Consider the following 17046-nt stretch of genomic DNA (forward strand, 5'->3'; position numbering starts at 1 on the left):
AATTATATTAACAACTAAAACGAAAACCGCATTGGATTTCAACTTCGAATGCGGTTTTAATGATTTATAATGGAACGTGTGTCCTCTCATTAATTAGCATTCGTTTTGGGCATGTGCACAAAAATTTATGCGGTCTTGCAAAACAGACCTTAATTTAACTTCATTGATTCGTCTCTTTTCTTTTATTTTGATGAATGATTGACGCCTCTTTCCATTGTTCGATAAACTATAAAAAAAGATAAGCTACCAGGAGTTGAAAAAGTTGAATCGAATTTCATGGGATCAATATTTTATGGCGCAAAGTCATCTTCTTGCGATGCGAAGTACATGTACTAGGTTAATGGTAGGAGCTACAATAGTAAGAGATAAGCGAATTATTGCGGGGGGCTATAATGGATCGATCTCAGGAGGGGATCATTGCATAGACAAAGGGTGTTATGTCGTTGAAAATCATTGTATTCGAACGATACATGCTGAGATCAATGCACTATTGCAATGTGCAAAATTTGGGGTTCCTACCCAAGGTGCAGAAATTTATGTTACCCATTTTCCGTGCCTAAATTGTACAAAATCGATTATTCAAAGTGGCATTTCAGCTGTCTATTATTCAGCCGATTATAAAAATCATCCATATGCTCTAGAATTATTTGAACAGGCAGGAGTTAAAGTGAAGCAGGTTGAATTAGAAGCATTAATTCTAGATAAAAATTCAAATGAAAAGCTTCAATTTACAGCTGGATTGATAGATAAATTAGCAGCTAGTGGAGTATCGGAAGAAGAATTAAAAAAGCTTCGTGATGAGGCGAGTAAATTATTTACTCCACTTTAATATAAAGGAGTAATTAGTCTTGACTGGACGTTGGTATATCATTGTGTTGGCAGCAATTATCAGTATTGTATTGGCTACAAAAGGATTTCAACTATGGCTGCTATTTCTAATCGCTTATTTCATTTATTTTCTATTAAAGAATAGGAACAGGATAAGGATGTATAGTCTTTTTCTTGTCCTTTCCTTATTGCTTTATTTCATAAGTAGTTCAGTGATTGACCAAAATAACGAAACAAAGCTTTCCTCTAAGCAAACCTCATTTTTTGGAACAATTAGTTCAATCCCGCATGTGAATGGTGATCGCCTCAGCTTTCAATATAAAACAGCTAACGGTGAGAAACTGCTAACAAACTACTATATAAAGTCAGAAAAGGAACAACAGCAACTAAAAAATCTTTCGGTGGGTATGCAATGTGTGCTGAAAGGGAGCTTACATACACCGTCTCCTCCGACAAACTATTTTGCCTTTGACTATAAACAGTATCTTTATTACCAAAAGATCCATTGGAACTTTAGCCCTGAGTCCATTCGGTTAGATCGATGTCGACCTTCTAGCTTTTCACTGCATTATATGCTTCAAAAAAGTCGTCAACAAGGTATTCAATCCGTTATTGATGATTATCCTGATGAGGCAAAGGGAATCGTAGCCGCTTTAATTTTTGGAGATCGAGGATATATAGATGAAGGGGTGTTAGAAGCGTACGAACAGTTAGGTGTTATTCATCTTTTAGCCGTATCAGGTCTTCATGTCGGTCTCATCTTTTCTGCGCTATTCTTCATCTTCATTCGACTAGGTATTACGCGTGAGCGAACGATATCCATACTTTTACTTCTATTACCAGTGTACAGCGTCATTGCTGGTGGTGCACCGTCTGTTCTTCGGGCGACATGGATGACTGTCGTTGTTCTCCTCTCTCTACGTTTAAAGAAAAGGGTACATTCTCTTGATGGAATTAGTTTCGTTTGTCTTCTGTACTTGTTTATATCCCCATACTCATTATTTCAATTAGGCTTTCAATTATCATTCTTAATCAGTTTTACTTTAATTATTTCTACGGAAATCGTTCGTAAGCAAAGTCACAATTTTTTTCAACTGTTGACGGTCACCTTCATTTCACAATGTGTCTCGCTACCAATCATTGTTTTTCACTTTTATGAAATCTCGTGGCTTAGCCTCCCTCTTAATTTAATCTACATCCCGTTTATTTCACTCGTTATTTTACCAGCTGTATTCTTTACCTATGTTATTCATATTTTAGTTCCATTTATTGGTCATTACTTATTGAACGTTCTCGGTGATATTATTTTTTACTCTCATGAAGCCCTTAAATGGATAAATGGTTTTTCATTTAGTTCCATTTTAGTTGGTAAATTTGACGTTTGGCTTGCGTTTTCTCTGTTTATGATTATTTTGATTGGGCTTTATTTTTTAGAAAAAAAAGCGCCGTTGAAGTACTGGATGGTTCTTATCGGAGGAGTATCAAGCTTACTTTTTATTCACTATATCAATCCATACCTTAATGCTGAAGGAGAAGTAACGGTATTAGATGTCGGACAAGGTGACAGTATTTTCATCGAGCTTCCATACCGAAAAGCTGTTTATTTAATTGATAGTGGAGGCTTAGTCAGCTTTGGTAGGGATGAAGCATGGAGAAGACGTTCTAGCAAGTTTGAGGTTGGAAAAGACATTGTCGTTCCTTTTTTAAAAGCGAAAGGAATAAGGACGATTGACAAGCTTATTTTAACGCATGGCCATTTTGATCATATCGGAGGAGCTGAAGCCTTGCTTGATCAAGTAAATGTGAAAGAACTTCTCTATGCTAAAGGTCCTGTAGAGGATGAATTTGAGCGGCGTTTACTAAGTGAATTTCACCTACGAGGTACGACTATTCAATTTGTTAAAAAAGGAATGGCTTGGTCAAAAGCTGGCAGTAAATTTTATGTTTTGTCTCCACAAGGGAATGAAGAAAGTCTAAATAATCGTTCTGTTGTATTATTATCTAAATTGGGTGGGATAAACTGGCTGTTTACTGGCGATTTAGAAGAAAGTGGAGAGGAACGGCTGATCGAGGATTTTCCGCATCTCGATGTAGATGTTTTAAAAGCTGGCCATCATGGGAGTCGTACGTCATCTAGCCCTCGATTTATCGATCATATTCAACCGAAGGCAGTATTGATCTCTGTAGGGAGGAATAACCGCTTTCAGCATCCACATCAAGAGGTGATTACTGCTTTTGAGGAGCGTGATATCCCTATTTTCCGGACCGATACGAATGGAGCTATTCGGATCAAATTTACGAATGAAAGGGTGAGTAATATTGAAACAATGCTTGAGGTAAAGGATAAGAAAGGGTTACCGACGAGGTAACCCTTTCTCTCATAAGTATAGGTGTCTTACATGTTGCCGAAAACGTCAACTAGTGAAGCGATAATAAATAAAGTGGCAAAGAAGCCGAAAGAAACGATAAACCCAACGCCTGAATCAATCGCATCGTTGCGTTTACATTGTACTCTTTTTTCGAACTCACTCATTAGTAACCCCTCCTATTTCAATCTTTAGTATAAGGGAAGACAAGAAAAAAATCCATACAATCCATAGGTCTTCTCTCGATTGTCTATGCATTGTCAAATTTTAAATTTAGGTCTTCCACTGCTGTAAAGAGTTGTCACCTATACTTTTTAATTGCATAGGATATCATAACTAGTGTAGAGGTCGTCGTTCATGATTATCGTCATTCGAAGGTTTTCCTAGGGCCCTTTTGATGACGTTTATCATAAATGGAGGTTGAACTCATGTGTAAATTTGTTTCTCATCTTTTAAATTAATGTGACACCTGCTGTTTCATTAATTTTTTTTAAAGCGATGAGATGCCAAATGACCGTTGAGTTCGCCTCTTTTTCATTGGTTTAACTTCCTTTATAGGTATGGACATTACTTTATATATTACCCATAATAATATTACCAATCTCTTTTAGGAATATCCAACCAATGAGGAAGGGACAAAGAAATGTCATACATAGAAACAAAACGAAACATTTTAAAAGGAAAGGTCGCCCAACTTTATCTGTTTATCGGTGAGGAGCGATTTTTGGTCGAAGATTTAATTCAGTCGATTATGGCACAAACATTAACAGATGAAGAGCTTGATTTTAATTTATCGACGTATGAACTAAGAGAGACCCCGATTGATGTAGCCATAGAAGATGCTGATACACTACCCTTTTTAGGATCGAAACGTGTAGTAATTGCTAAGGATGCTTATTTTTTAACTGCACAAAAAGATGAAAATAAAATAGACCATAATTTGAAGTTACTGGAAACCTATATTCAAAACCCCGTTCAAGCAACCGTGTTTATTGTAACGGCGCCATTTGAAAAGTTAGATGAACGCAAAAAAATAGTAAAATCATTGCGGAAACAAGCTGAAGTCGTTGATACGAAAGATTTTGATGAAAAGATGCAGAACGAATGGTTAAAGGAACAAGCGGAGAGTCATTCGATTGAGTTAACGAAAGCTGCCAAAGAAAAGCTCGTGCAATTATTAGGTGGAAATTTATTAATGCTCGTCAATGAAATCGAGAAGCTTTCTTTATATGTGGGTGAGCATGGTACGGTTGATGAAACGATCGTTGATCAACTTGTCGCTAAAACAGTCGAACAAGACGTGTTTATGCTAATTGATCATATTATCCATAAGCGAATTGAAAAAGCGTTAGAAATTTATTTTGATTTGATGCGGCAAAAAGAAGATCCGATTAAGCTTGTAGCTTTATTGGCTCGTCAAGTGCGAATCATTTATCAAGTCAAAGAGCTAATGAAAAGAGGTTATTCGCAGCAACAAATTGCAGGACAAATTAAAATTCATCCGTACGTTGCAAAATTGGCCGGACAACAAGGAAAGGCGTTTCAAGAGGCAACGTTATTCCGTTTATTAGAGAGACTCGCGGAGACGGATTTCAAAATTAAGAGTGGACAAGTCGATAAACATTTAGCAATTGAACTTTTATTAATGGAATTTCACCGCTAATAAATAAATTTACGACATCAAAGATAAATAAAAATAAAAAACGGAGAAACTACGTAGAGTTCCTCCGTTTTTTACCTTAAAAAAGTTAACTTTTTTAAATCTTTTAGCCGATCATTCGATTATGCAGAAACTTCGTTTAATTGCTTTTGTAAACGAGACTTTTGACGAGATGCTGCATTTTTATGAATAAGACCTTTGCTTGCTGCTTTGTCAAGCTTTTTAGCAGCTGTAACAAACGCTTCTTTCGCTGCTTCTGCTTCGTTAGCTGCAACTTTAGCTTCAAAGTTCTTGATAGCTGTACGAAGAGCAGACTTTTGAGAAGCGTTTTGCACACGGCGCTTGTCGTTAGTTTTTACACGTTTAATCGCAGATTTAATGTTAGGCATTCCTTTCACCTCCCTGATGCAACCTTCACAACAGTGAATAAGTACAACAAACAGCATTCTATCAAAAACCATGAATAATTGCAATAGAAGAATGAAAAGCTTCTTGTCGGGTAACCTATTTTAAAAAGGTTCACTAAAAAATGTGAGTTCAAAAAGGAGGCAAAAAGAGCCGAGAAGATCGAGGCGGCGAAGCTTCGAGCAGCACAGAAGTGAGCCAACGAAGAGATTCGACAGCTATTTTTCCCGGACTTTTTGAACAACCTCTAAAAGGAGGTCCTCTCTGTGACGGACAAAAACTTAGACCTAAGCATGTATAATGTACGAACAGATTTAGCAGTAGAAGCCCATGAAATTTTACAAGAAGAAGAACAAAAAAAAGCACCGACTAAAGAAAGAAGAACGATTGAAGGTGTTATAGTTAAAGAACGTGAGGAAGATGGTATCAAAATAACTAGAGTTGAAATCACTGATCAAGGAGCTGAGCGGATAGGTAAAAAAGCAGGTCGTTATTTGACGTTTGAAACGCATGGCATTCGACAAAAAGATACGGCCCTTCAAGAAAAAGTAGAATCTGTTTTTGCTCGGGAGTTTAATCTATTTTTGAAAGAACTCAATATTACAAATGAAGCGAGCTGCCTCGTTGTTGGTTTAGGGAACTGGAATGTTACACCAGATGCCTTAGGTCCAATTGCAGTCGAAAACCTTCTCATTACTAAGCATTTATTTGCCTTAGCACCTGAACAAGTAGATGATGGCTTTCGTCCAGTCAGTGCAATAGCACCAGGGGTAATGGGACTTACAGGAATCGAAACGAGTGATATTATCCACGGGGTGATAGAAAAAACAAAGCCTGATTTTGTCATTGCTATTGATGCACTGGCTTCTCGGTCGATCGAACGGGTTAATACGACGATCCAAGTATCGGATACGGGAATTCATCCTGGGAGTGGTGTCGGCAATAAACGGAAAGAATTAAGTCAGGAAACGTTAGGCATTCCTGTTATTGCAGTAGGTATTCCGACGGTAGTTGACGCGGTATCAATTACAAGTGACACTATCGATTTTGTATTGAAACACTTTGGCAGAGAAATGAAGGAAGGCGGGAAGCCGGCGAGAGCTCTAACACCAGCTGGGATGACGTTTGGTGAGCAACGGAAGCTTACGGATGATGACTTACCAGGCGAATCTAAACGCCAAACCATCTTAGGGATGATCGGAAACCTAGAAGAAGAGGAGAAGCGACAATTAATACGTGAAGTATTAGCTCCACTCGGACATAATTTAATGGTCACACCCAAGGAGATTGATGTATTTATCGATGATATGGCAAATGTTATTGCAATGGGGTTAAATGCAGCGCTCCACGGTGAAGTTGATCAGGAAAATGTAGGTGGATATACACATTAGATGATAAACAATTTTACACAACATAATAATTTCAATTTGCAGTTGCTATTTACTAAGTAGCAACTGTTTTTTTGTACAGATGAGGAGTGCTGATAAAGATGAGCGCTCTTTGTTTTTTTGGTTCTATTCAAGAAGGCTTGTACATAGTTTGTGTTAAGAGCAACTTGAAAGGGTGGGATTATGAGGAGAAACCGATTCCATGGTTTAACCATCTCAATAAATCGGACAAGTCTAAGGAAGATCGCGGTTTCTATTATCGTTGGAATGATGGCAGTGTTTATTTTTACTGGAATGCTTACATCTATGGATCCAGGTTATGGGATGGCCTCTTCGACGGTTCACAGTTGGACAACGCAAATGAAAGGTGAAAACCTCGTTTATTTAATGGGGATGGAAAATAAATACTTTCAACAAGCATTACCAGAGAACAGTAAACCACCGAATATATCGAGCATCGCATTTGAGCTTACAACGAGCATAAATCCAGATGATCCTAGAAGTTTACTTGGACGAGAGTTACCTGGATTTGCTTTGTTTGATGGGAATATCGTCGTTGCCGGTGAAGGATCGGACTACACCAATATGCCAATTGAATCGGCACCACCAATGGAAGTACTGATGGCAGAACGCGAGGCAGCAACAACCTCGTTTGAGAAGTTGGACAAGCCAAAAGATCAACAAACACAGCCAAAAATGACTACAGGAGATAAAAAAGTAGTTCATATTATTCATACCCATACACGTGAAGCGTTTTTACCTGAATTAAAAGGAGTTAAGAGTATAGATGACGCATGGCATTCAGAAGTGAATATTTCACTTGTAGGAGAACGGTTAGGGCAGTCACTTCAAAGTCAAGGAATTGGTACAGATGTTGATAAAACGGATATCCAAAGCGTACTAAATGAACGTGAATGGAAATATCACCAATCCTATGATGCTTCTCGTGAAATTGTTAAGGAAGCGATGGCTGGAAACGACCAACTTGAATTTTTCTTTGACCTTCATCGCGATTCCCTTCTAAAGGATAAGACGACAGTAACGATCAACGGTGAGCATTATGCACGGATCTACTTTGTGATCGGAAGAGATAATCGCAATAAAGATCATAATTTAAAATTAGCCAAAGATTTACACCATCGGTTAGAGAAAAAATACCCTGGTTTAAGTCGAGGGGTTGTTGAAATGGGAGGAATTGGAAGGGATGGAGTTTACAATCAAGATTTATCAAATAACTCAATTTTAATCGAGTTTGGTGGAGTCGAAAATTCTGTGGAAGAAGCGTTCCGCTCTGCCGATGCGTTTGCTGAAGTATTTGGCGAATTTTACTGGGAACAAGCTAAAGTTTCTACAGACTAACTACTACAGCAGATACCTGACCCAAGAACGATTATACTGAGGAGGATGAAGGATGACCAAATTTTTACTGAGAACATTCTTTATTTTATCTGTTTTACTATTTGGCGTTCTCTTTGGAATTCATCAAGCAAATGAAGGAACATTAAGTCTATTTGGTAAAAATGAAGGAGCACATCCGATAACAGTACCATCCTCCTCCCCTGATCAAGGAGAGCAGAAACAAGAAGTGACGTTCAAACAAGCCGTCCCTGCTCCAGAAAAGGATCAACTGGTTGAAAAACCAGAAAATTCAACAAAGGATTTAGAGGATAAACAGCAATTAGCAGCAGATGTTGGTGCGTTTAACTTTTATTCCGAGCTCGGTTCAAATATAGGAGAACTATTAGAAATTGTCGTATATCATACAGTATCAGCAATTACTAGTATGATAGATGGGTGGTTAAATAATTAGTTGAAGATTTAAAATCATTAATATTGTCACAAATCAGGGAACGACTGTCACTAGCAATTGTAAGTATTTTTTCTATGTTGATTTTTGCAAAGCTAGTGACCAAGTGTTCTGTGCATTACCATTCAATAAAAATTAGGGGCATAAATCAGACTGTGGTTTATGCTCCTAATTAGTGTGTTATTTATCCCGTTAAACTAGCGCTAAGAAATTTCACATTATTTTTTTCTCACCGACACCTAAACCTAAACTCCTTTATATTTCGATAGAGTATATTTTTCGCTATTTTAACGATAAATCTTTTTTTTCTACGATGACAGTTCACTACGTTATTGAAGGAAGGGCAACACATTGGTATAATCAAACTTAGTGCATATAGGAGTGATAATAACTATGAATAATGAACAACGTTTAGCGCGCAGATCGAAAATAAGAAACTTTTCGATTATTGCTCATATTGATCATGGAAAATCAACGCTAGCTGACCGCATTTTAGAGAAAACGAGTGCGTTAACACAACGAGAAATGAAAGAACAAATTCTCGATTCAATGGACCTAGAGCGAGAACGTGGTATAACGATAAAATTAAACGCAGTACAGCTTACTTATAAAGCAAGTGACGGTGAAGAATATATTTTTCATCTTATTGACACACCAGGTCACGTCGATTTTACGTATGAAGTTTCACGAAGTCTTGCGGCTTGTGAAGGTGCTCTATTAATTGTTGATGCAGCACAAGGAATTGAAGCGCAGACACTTGCAAACGTTTATTTAGCTTTAGATAATGACTTAGAAATTTTACCTGTCATTAATAAGATCGACTTACCCAGTGCTGAACCTGAACGGGTAAAAAAAGAAGTTGAAGATGTTATCGGACTAGATGCATCTGATGCTGTGCTTGCGTCTGCAAAAAATGGTATTGGGATCGAAGAAATTTTGGAGCAAGTTGTTGAAAAAGTCCCAGCTCCATCAGGTGATCCTGATGCGCCGTTAAAAGCATTAATCTTTGATTCCTTATACGATTCGTATCGTGGTGTCATTGCTTATATTCGAATTATTGAAGGAACGGTAAAACCTGGCCAGAAGATTAAGATGATGGCAACAGGAAAAGAGTTTGAAGTAAATGAGGTTGGGGTGTACACACCGAAACCAACTCGTCGCGATGAATTAACAGTTGGTGATGTAGGGTTTTTAACAGCATCTATTAAAAATGTAAGTGATTGTCGCGTAGGGGATACAGTGACACTTGCAGATAACCCTGCAGATGCCCCACTTCCTGGTTACCGTAAAATGAATCCGATGGTATTCTGTGGTATTTATCCAATTGATACGGCCGACTATAATGATCTACGTGAAGCGTTAGAACGTCTACAATTAAATGATGCTTCATTACAATTTGAGCCCGAAACCTCACAAGCGTTAGGCTTTGGTTTCCGTTGTGGTTTCTTAGGTCTGTTACACATGGAAATTATTCAAGAGCGTATTGAAAGAGAGTTTAATATTACGATCATTACAACTGCGCCGAGTGTAGTTTACCACGTGTTCAAAACAGATGGAGAAATGATTGATATTGACAATCCATCTAAAATGCCAGATCCGCAAAAAATTGAACGAATTGAAGAACCATACGTAAAAGCCAAAGTAATGGTTCCAAATGATTATGTTGGAGCGGTCATGGAACTGTGCCAAGGTAAACGTGGTATTTTTATCGACATGCAATATTTAGATGAAAATCGTGTCTCGATCGTTTATGAAATTCCGCTATCTGAAATTGTTTATGATTTCTTTGATCAGTTAAAATCAAATACAAAAGGGTATGCTTCGTTTGATTATGAGTTAATTGGTTACAAGGAATCAAAGCTTGTGAAAATGGACATTTTATTAAACGCTGAAAAGGTAGATGCGTTATCTGTCATTGTTCACCGCGACTCAGCTTATGAACGTGGAAAGATTATCGTTGAAAAGCTGAAAGAACTTATTCCTCGTCAACAATTTGAAGTCCCTGTTCAAGCGAGTTTAGGACAAAAGATTATTGCTCGTTCAACGATTAAAGCGATGCGTAAAAACGTTTTAGCGAAGTGTTACGGGGGAGACATTTCTCGTAAGCGTAAGCTTCTTGAAAAACAAAAAGAAGGTAAAAAGCGGATGAAGAGTGTCGGAAGTGTCGAAGTTCCGCAAGAGGCATTTATGGCTGTTTTACGTATGGATGACTCAAATTCTTCGAAATCGTAACTACTTTTTTGTATAATCATCAGTAGATTAGACCGCAGGCTAAATCCTGCGGTTTTTTACCAATTTTAAGGAATAGTCCCCCTTCTTAGATCGGATAAAAAGCTAAAAATTTTTTGTAATAGAAAGTAGGAAGACGATGCCAACTGCAATTTATGTTCATATTCCATTTTGTGAACACATCTGCCACTATTGTGACTTTAATAAAGTGTTCTTACATGGACAGCCTGTCGATGAATATGTATCTGCACTTGATATTGAAATGAAGGAAGCGGCCAAGCGATTAAAAGCGCCAATTGAAACGATTTACATCGGAGGAGGAACACCGACGGCTTTATCTGTCCAGCAATTAGACAAGGTGTTAACAAGTTTACATCAACATTTTTCATTATCAGGGCAATTAAAGGAATGGACGGTTGAAGTGAATCCGGGTGGCATAACAGACGAGCAACTTAACGTTTTAAAAGAGTATGGTGTAAATCGGTTAAGTATCGGTTTGCAGACGTTTGATCCCATTTTATTAAATAAAATTGGGCGTACGCATAAGCCTGAAGATATATATAAGACCATCGAACGAGCGAGGCGAAAAGGGTTTAGTAATCTGACTGTTGATCTAATGTTTGGGCTTCCGACACAAACGATGCACTCGTTTGAAGATACATTAATTAAAGCTTTTACATTAGAAATAGAACATTTTTCTGCTTATTCTTTAAAAGTCGAAGAAAAAACAGTTTTCTATAACCTCCTTCGTAAAGGAAACCTACCACTTCCGTCAGAAGATGAGGAAGCTACGATGTATGAGCTATTAATCGATCAAATGGACGAGCATGGCTATCGTCAATATGAAATTAGTAATTTTGCAAAGCAAGGTTATGAAAGTAAACATAACCTCATCTATTGGAATAATGAAGAGTATTTTGGATTGGGTGCCGGTGCTCACGGTTATATCGATGGTGTTCGGTATGCAAACATTGGGCCTGTACAAAGGTATATTCAATCAATAAATGAAACGAAACAAGCTAGGATAGAAAGTCACCAGTTAAGTAAAAGTGAACAGATGGAAGAAGAGATGTTCATGGGATTACGAAAGCTTGATGGTGTAAGCCTTGAAAAATTTAAAAAGCGTTATGGAATAGACGTACTGGAAGTTTATTCTAAACAAATTGCAACATTGCTAGAAAGACAGTTAGTTTCAATTGATCACAACAGAATAAAGCTAACAAAAAAAGGGGTTTTTTTAGCAAATGAAGTGTTTGAACAATTTTTAGCAGTGGGTAACTAGTTGACAAAAAAACTCCTTTTTGTTAATTTTATTTTAGATTTAGCACTCGAACCTATAGAGTGCTAACAGAGGTGATTTGGGATGTTGACAGAACGGCAACTTTTAATTTTGCAGGCAATCGTTGATGATTATATTCGTTCTGCAGAGCCGGTCGGTTCGCGCAGCATTTCAAAACGTGAGGACGTTGAGTATAGCGCAGCGACCATTCGTAACGAAATGGCTGATTTAGAGGAACAAGGCTATATCGAGAAACCGCATAGTTCTGCTGGACGAATTCCGTCGCATAAGGGGTATCGCTATTATGTTGATCACTTGTTAATGCCTCATCGTTTGACTGGTGCTGAAATTGAAAAGGTGGAAACTTTATTCTCGAATAAGAAAGAAGAAGCCGAGCAAGTTATTCAACAGTCAGCGAAAATTTTGTCACAAGTTACGAGCTATATTTCAATCGTTTTAGGTCCTGAAATGTTTGAGGCTTGTTTAAAGCATGTTCAAATTATTCCGCTTTCAGACCGTAAAGCCGTGTTTATTCTCGTGACAGATACGGGACATGTTGAGAATTTTTCGATTACAATTCCAGAAGGGATGAATCCTTCAGAGATGGAAAAAGTCGTCAATATCTTAAATGACCGTTTAAAAGGAGTACCACTATATCAATTACGGGAAAAATTAAACAGTGAAGTTGCAAGTATTTTTAAAGAGCACCTTAACAATTACAAAGAAATTTTAAAAATGTTTCAACTAACGTTTGAAACAGACCGAAATGATAAGGTATTTTATGGTGGCAAAACCAATTTATTAACACAACCAGAATTCCGAGATGTAGAGAAAGTTAGACACCTTTTGAACATATTGGAAGAAGATACGCTTGTACAGCAAATCTTTCGTTCTGAGTCATCAGGAATCCAAGTGAAAATTGGTCACGAAACAAATATTGATGCTCTTGAAAATTGCAGTATTATTACAGCCTCTTACTCAATTGGTGGAAAACATATGGGTACTGTAGGGATCCTCGGTCCTACAAGAATGGAATATCGTCGGGTCATTGGACTCGTTGATTATATTTCTAAAGATTTAACGAAATTATTAACTCACTTGTATCAAAGAGGGTAGGAATGGTAATATTGACAATTAGTTGTGGGGATGTTTTCCCACAGCTAAAAGTCATGTCATTCTAAATTATGACTTTATAATTACGGGAGGTGAACAGGTTGGAACAGGAAAAAAACCAAACGGAAACAATCATTGAAGATGAAACTATGGAAGAAGTAAATGAACAACCTGAAAGTGATGTTGAACAAACGGAAGTCACAGAAGAACTTTCGGAAGAACAACAAAAAATAAATGAGCTTGAACAACAAGCAGCAGATTTAAATAGCCGTTTGTTACGTGTTCATGCTGACTACGATAACTTCCGCCGCCGCACGAAAGAGGAGAAAGAAGCGGCTTCTAAATATAGAGCACAAAGCTTAGTGGAAGAACTGCTACCAGTGTTAGATAATTTTGAGCGTGCTTTAGCGATTGATCCGACAAATGAAGAGACGAAGACACTACTTCAGGGAATGGAAATGGTTCATCGCCAACTTCAAGATGCACTGAAAAAAGAAGGTGTAGAAGTGATTGAGGCAGTAGGGCAAACATTCGATCCGCACTTACACCAAGCGGTTATGCAAGTTGAAACGGATGAACATGAACCGAATACCGTCGTTGAAGAATTCCAAAAAGGGTATAAATTAAAAGATAGAATTATCAGACCATCAATGGTTAAAGTAAATGGTTAAAGCACTACATATATGAAATAAAATTTGAATTGATTTGAATGGAGGAGTTACAAAATGAGCAAGGTTATTGGTATTGACTTAGGGACAACAAACTCTTGTGTTGCTGTAATGGAAGGTGGAGAAGCGGTAGTTATTCCAAACGCTGAAGGAAATCGTACAACACCTTCAGTAGTGGCATTTAAAGATGGTGAGCGTTTAGTTGGGGAAGTAGCAAAACGTCAAGCAATCACAAACCCTAACACTGTTATTTCCATCAAACGTTATATGGGTACAGATCACAAAGAAGAAATTGAAGGTAAACAATATAGTCCACAAGAAATTTCAGCAATCATTTTACAAAAATTGAAAGCAGATGCTGAAAGCTACTTAGGTGAGCCTGTAACAAAAGCCGTTATTACGGTTCCAGCTTACTTTAACGATGCCCAACGCCAAGCGACAAAAGATGCAGGTAAAATTGCAGGCTTAGAAGTTGATCGTATTGTCAATGAGCCAACGGCAGCTGCGCTTGCTTATGGATTAGAAAAAGAAGAAGACCAAACGATTCTTGTATATGACCTTGGTGGTGGAACGTTTGATGTTTCCATTCTTGAGCTTGGAGATGGATTCTTCGAAGTTAAAGCGACATCTGGTGATAATAAACTAGGTGGAGACGACTTTGACCAAGTGATTATTGATTATTTAGTAGAGCAATTCAAGAAAGATAATGGTATTGATCTTTCTCAAGATAAAATGGCAATGCAACGTTTAAAAGACGCTGCTGAAAAAGCGAAAAAAGACCTATCTGGTGTAACACAAACACAAATTTCATTACCGTTCATTACGGCTGATGCTACAGGTCCTAAGCACTTAGAAGTAAGCTTAAGCCGCGCTAAATTTGAGGAGCTTTCAGCTGATTTAGTTGAACGTACATTAGGGCCAACTCGCCGTGCGCTACAAGATGCAGGAATGTCAGCAAATGATATCGATCGTGTTGTCTTAGTTGGAGGATCTACACGTATTCCGGCAGTTCAAGATGCAATTAAAAAGTTGACAGGTAAGGAGCCTCATAAAGGTGTAAACCCTGATGAAGTTGTTGCCCTTGGTGCAGCCGTTCAAGCAGGTGTACTAACAGGAGACGTGAAAGACGTTGTTTTACTAGATGTAACACCTTTATCATTAGGAATTGAAACAATGGGTGGCGTATTCACTAAGTTAATTGAACGTAACACGACGATTCCAACAAGTAAGTCTCAAACGTTCTCAACAGCAGCTGACAATCAAACTGCCGTTGATATTCACGTCCTTCAAGGTGAGCGTGAAATGGCAGCTTACAATAAAACACTAGGTCGATTCCAATTAACGGATATTCCTCCAGCTCCACGTGGCGTTCCACAAATCGAAGTATCATTTGATATTGATGCAAATGGAATTGTTAATGTTAGAGCGAAGGATTTAGGAACAAATAAAGAGCAATCCATTACAATTACATCTTCATCTGGTTTATCAGACGAGGAAATTGAAAAAATGGTGAAAGAAGCAGAAGCGAACGCTGAAGAAGATAAAAAGCGTCGTGAAGAAGCTGAACTTCGTAACGAAGCAGATCACTTAGTATTTACGACTGAAAAAACATTAAAAGAACTTGGTGATAAAGTAGAACAAGCTGAAATCGACAAAGCGAATGAAGCAAAAGATAAGGTAAAAACAGCATTAGAGGGTACAGATCTTGATGCAATTCGTACAGCAAAAGATGAGCTTCAAGAAGTGGTTCAACAGCTGTCTACAAAACTTTATGAGCAAGCAGCTCAAGCAGCACAGCAAGCTCAAGGGGAAGCCGGCGCTGAAGGTGCAGGTCAGCAACAAGGTGATGAAAATGTTTTTGATGCCGAGTATGAAGAAGTTAACGACAACGACAAGAAATAATTTTACTTTTGTAGGTATGTTCAAAATACAGAGTGAATAGAGTATGACCAGCTATTTGATTTTGGACCTTTTGAATAACCTCTTCTAATACTTCTTTTGAAAAAGTCAAAGTCAGGCTTTCTTGGCTTTGGCTTTTTCATCTAATAAAGATAGGTGCTCCAAAAGCAAGGTAAAAATACTTTCGACTGGAATTTTTATCAGCCTTTTTGAACGACATCTATTATGGTATGATTACTGTTATGTAAAAAAATCGGGAGTGGATAGGATGAGCAAGCGAGATTTTTATGAAGTGCTTGGAGTAGACAAGAACGCTTCAGAAGATGAAATTAAGAAAGCTTACCGAAAACTAGCGCGTAAATATCATCCAGATGTAAATAAAGCTGCAGATGCAGAAGAAAAATTTAAAGAGGTAAAGTCTGCTTATGATACATTAAGTGATTCGCAAAAGAGAGCGCACTATGATCAATTTGGGCATACTGATCCGAACCAAGGCTTTGGTGGCGGCGGAGCTGGTGATTTTGGCGGTTTTGGGGATATTTTCGACATGTTCTTTGGAGGTGGCGGTGGACGTAGAAATCCAAATGCTCCTCGGCAAGGTGCAGATTTACAATATACGATGACAATTGATTTTAAAGAAGCCGTCTTCGGAAAGGAAACAGAAATTGAAATTCCGCGTGAAGAAACGTGTTCAACATGTACAGGAACAGGTGCTAAGCCAGGAACGAAACCAGAAACATGTTCTCATTGTGGAGGTAGTGGTCAGTTAAACGTTGAACAAAACACACCATTTGGCCGAATCGTTAACCGCAGGATTTGTCAACATTGTAGTGGAACTGGAAAATTCATCAAAGAAAAATGTACAACATGTGGTGGCGATGGAACGATAAGAAAGCGTAAGAAACTTAAAGTTCGTATCCCTGCAGGAATTGATCATGGGCAGCAAATTCGCCACACGGGTCAAGGTGAAGCTGGTGTAAACGGCGGCCCTCCTGGTGATTTATATATTGTATTTAATGTAAAGCCGCATGAGTTCTTTACTCGTTCTGGTGATGATATATACTGTGATATGCCAATCACGTTTGTGCAAGCAGCACTAGGTGATGAAATTGAAGTACCGACCTTACAAGGAAAAGTGAAGTTGAAAATTCCAGCTGGTACACAAACCGGTTCAAGTTTCCGATTGAGAGGAAAGGGTGTACCAAACATTCATGGTCACGGTCAAGGAGATCAACACGTGAAAGTTAAGGTAATTACACCGAAAAATTTATCAGATAAACAAAAAGATTTATTACGTGAGTTTGGGAAATTAAGTGGTAGTGAAGTCGACGAGCAGCATGATAATTTTTTTGCTAAGGTAAAACGCGCTTTTAAAGGTGATTAATTAAGAAATTGGATGGAGTT

General features: G+C 38.0%; 14 protein-coding genes. 12 read left to right on the forward strand and 2 right to left on the reverse strand.

Annotated elements, in window-relative coordinates; all coding sequences use genetic code 11:
- The first annotated feature begins 262 nt into the window (after positions 1–262).
- The gene (locus tag J0N78_RS10300) at positions 263–829 is read left to right on the forward strand and encodes a ComE operon protein 2 (protein ID WP_209122971.1); all 567 of its coding nucleotides are present in this window, start codon (positions 263–265) and stop codon (positions 827–829) included.
- A 19-nt stretch (positions 830–848) separates the two neighbouring features.
- Positions 849–3197, forward strand: a complete 2349-nt coding sequence (locus tag J0N78_RS10305; RefSeq protein ID WP_209122972.1) for a DNA internalization-related competence protein ComEC/Rec2 — start codon at positions 849–851, stop codon at positions 3195–3197.
- Between the two features lie 26 nt (positions 3198–3223).
- Here J0N78_RS10305 and J0N78_RS10310 read toward each other — a convergent pair whose 3' ends face one another.
- Entirely contained in the window at positions 3224–3361 is a 138-nt protein-coding gene (locus J0N78_RS10310; protein ID WP_209122973.1) for a YqzM family protein, read from the reverse strand.
- Between the two features lie 476 nt (positions 3362–3837).
- On the opposite strand from J0N78_RS10310, the gene holA reads away from it, so the two are divergent.
- Complete coding sequence (gene holA / locus J0N78_RS10315) at positions 3838–4857, forward strand: DNA polymerase III subunit delta (RefSeq protein WP_209122974.1); 1020 nt, start codon at positions 3838–3840, stop codon at positions 4855–4857.
- Positions 4858–4976: 119 nt separating this feature from the next.
- On the opposite strand, the gene rpsT is transcribed toward holA, so the two are convergent.
- Positions 4977–5243 carry a 30S ribosomal protein S20 gene (gene rpsT, locus J0N78_RS10320; RefSeq protein ID WP_209122975.1) on the reverse strand — a complete coding sequence of 89 codons (267 nt, stop codon included), beginning with the start codon at positions 5241–5243 and terminating at the stop codon, positions 4977–4979.
- Positions 5244–5552: 309 nt separating this feature from the next.
- On the opposite strand from rpsT, the gene gpr reads away from it, so the two are divergent.
- From gpr to dnaJ, 9 genes are all read left to right on the forward strand, one after another.
- The gene (gpr, locus tag J0N78_RS10325; RefSeq protein ID WP_209123036.1) at positions 5553–6650 is read left to right on the forward strand and encodes a GPR endopeptidase; all 1098 of its coding nucleotides are present in this window, start codon (positions 5553–5555) and stop codon (positions 6648–6650) included.
- Between the two features lie 180 nt (positions 6651–6830).
- A complete protein-coding gene (gene spoIIP, locus J0N78_RS10330; RefSeq protein WP_209122976.1) occupies positions 6831–8006 on the forward strand; it encodes a stage II sporulation protein P in 1176 nt (391 codons plus the stop codon).
- Positions 8007–8058: 52 nt separating this feature from the next.
- Positions 8059–8457 (forward strand): DUF3679 domain-containing protein, encoded by a 399-nt coding sequence (locus tag J0N78_RS10335; RefSeq protein ID WP_209122977.1) that lies wholly within the window; start codon positions 8059–8061, stop codon positions 8455–8457.
- 390 nt (positions 8458–8847) lie between these two features.
- Entirely contained in the window at positions 8848–10686 is a 1839-nt protein-coding gene (gene lepA / locus J0N78_RS10340) for a translation elongation factor 4 (protein ID WP_209122978.1), read from the forward strand.
- Positions 10687–10822: 136 nt separating this feature from the next.
- The gene (gene hemW / locus J0N78_RS10345) at positions 10823–11965 is read left to right on the forward strand and encodes a radical SAM family heme chaperone HemW (protein WP_209122979.1); all 1143 of its coding nucleotides are present in this window, start codon (positions 10823–10825) and stop codon (positions 11963–11965) included.
- A gap of 81 nt (positions 11966–12046) precedes the next feature.
- Positions 12047–13078 (forward strand): heat-inducible transcriptional repressor HrcA, encoded by a 1032-nt coding sequence (hrcA, locus tag J0N78_RS10350; protein ID WP_209122980.1) that lies wholly within the window; start codon positions 12047–12049, stop codon positions 13076–13078.
- Between the two features lie 98 nt (positions 13079–13176).
- The gene (gene grpE / locus J0N78_RS10355; RefSeq protein WP_280637205.1) at positions 13177–13746 is read left to right on the forward strand and encodes a nucleotide exchange factor GrpE; all 570 of its coding nucleotides are present in this window, start codon (positions 13177–13179) and stop codon (positions 13744–13746) included.
- A gap of 54 nt (positions 13747–13800) precedes the next feature.
- Positions 13801–15645, forward strand: a complete 1845-nt coding sequence (dnaK, locus tag J0N78_RS10360) for a molecular chaperone DnaK (protein ID WP_209122982.1) — start codon at positions 13801–13803, stop codon at positions 15643–15645.
- Between the two features lie 265 nt (positions 15646–15910).
- Entirely contained in the window at positions 15911–17026 is a 1116-nt protein-coding gene (gene dnaJ, locus J0N78_RS10365) for a molecular chaperone DnaJ (protein WP_209122983.1), read from the forward strand.
- The last annotated feature ends 20 nt before the right edge of the window (positions 17027–17046 follow it).

Source organism: Alkalihalobacillus sp. BA299 (assembly GCF_017745675.1).
Lineage (GTDB): Bacteria > Bacillota > Bacilli > Bacillales > Bacillaceae_F > Alkalihalobacterium.

Bases quoted from the DNA above. Each gene is read 5' to 3' on its own strand.
- J0N78_RS10310 (WP_209122973.1), bottom strand. From the start codon at position 3,361: ATGAGTGAGTTCGAAAAAAGAGTACAATGTAAACGCAACGATGCGATT.
- holA (WP_209122974.1), top strand. From the start codon at position 3,838: ATGTCATACATAGAAACAAAACGAAACATTTTAAAAGGAAAGGTCGCC.
- rpsT (WP_209122975.1), bottom strand. From the start codon at position 5,243: ATGCCTAACATTAAATCTGCGATTAAACGTGTAAAAACTAACGACAAG.
- gpr (WP_209123036.1), top strand. From the start codon at position 5,553: ATGTATAATGTACGAACAGATTTAGCAGTAGAAGCCCATGAAATTTTA.
- spoIIP (WP_209122976.1), top strand. From the start codon at position 6,831: ATGAGGAGAAACCGATTCCATGGTTTAACCATCTCAATAAATCGGACA.
- J0N78_RS10335 (WP_209122977.1), top strand. From the start codon at position 8,059: ATGACCAAATTTTTACTGAGAACATTCTTTATTTTATCTGTTTTACTA.
- lepA (WP_209122978.1), top strand. From the start codon at position 8,848: ATGAATAATGAACAACGTTTAGCGCGCAGATCGAAAATAAGAAACTTT.
- hemW (WP_209122979.1), top strand. From the start codon at position 10,823: ATGCCAACTGCAATTTATGTTCATATTCCATTTTGTGAACACATCTGC.
- hrcA (WP_209122980.1), top strand. From the start codon at position 12,047: ATGTTGACAGAACGGCAACTTTTAATTTTGCAGGCAATCGTTGATGAT.
- dnaK (WP_209122982.1), top strand. From the start codon at position 13,801: ATGAGCAAGGTTATTGGTATTGACTTAGGGACAACAAACTCTTGTGTT.
- dnaJ (WP_209122983.1), top strand. From the start codon at position 15,911: ATGAGCAAGCGAGATTTTTATGAAGTGCTTGGAGTAGACAAGAACGCT.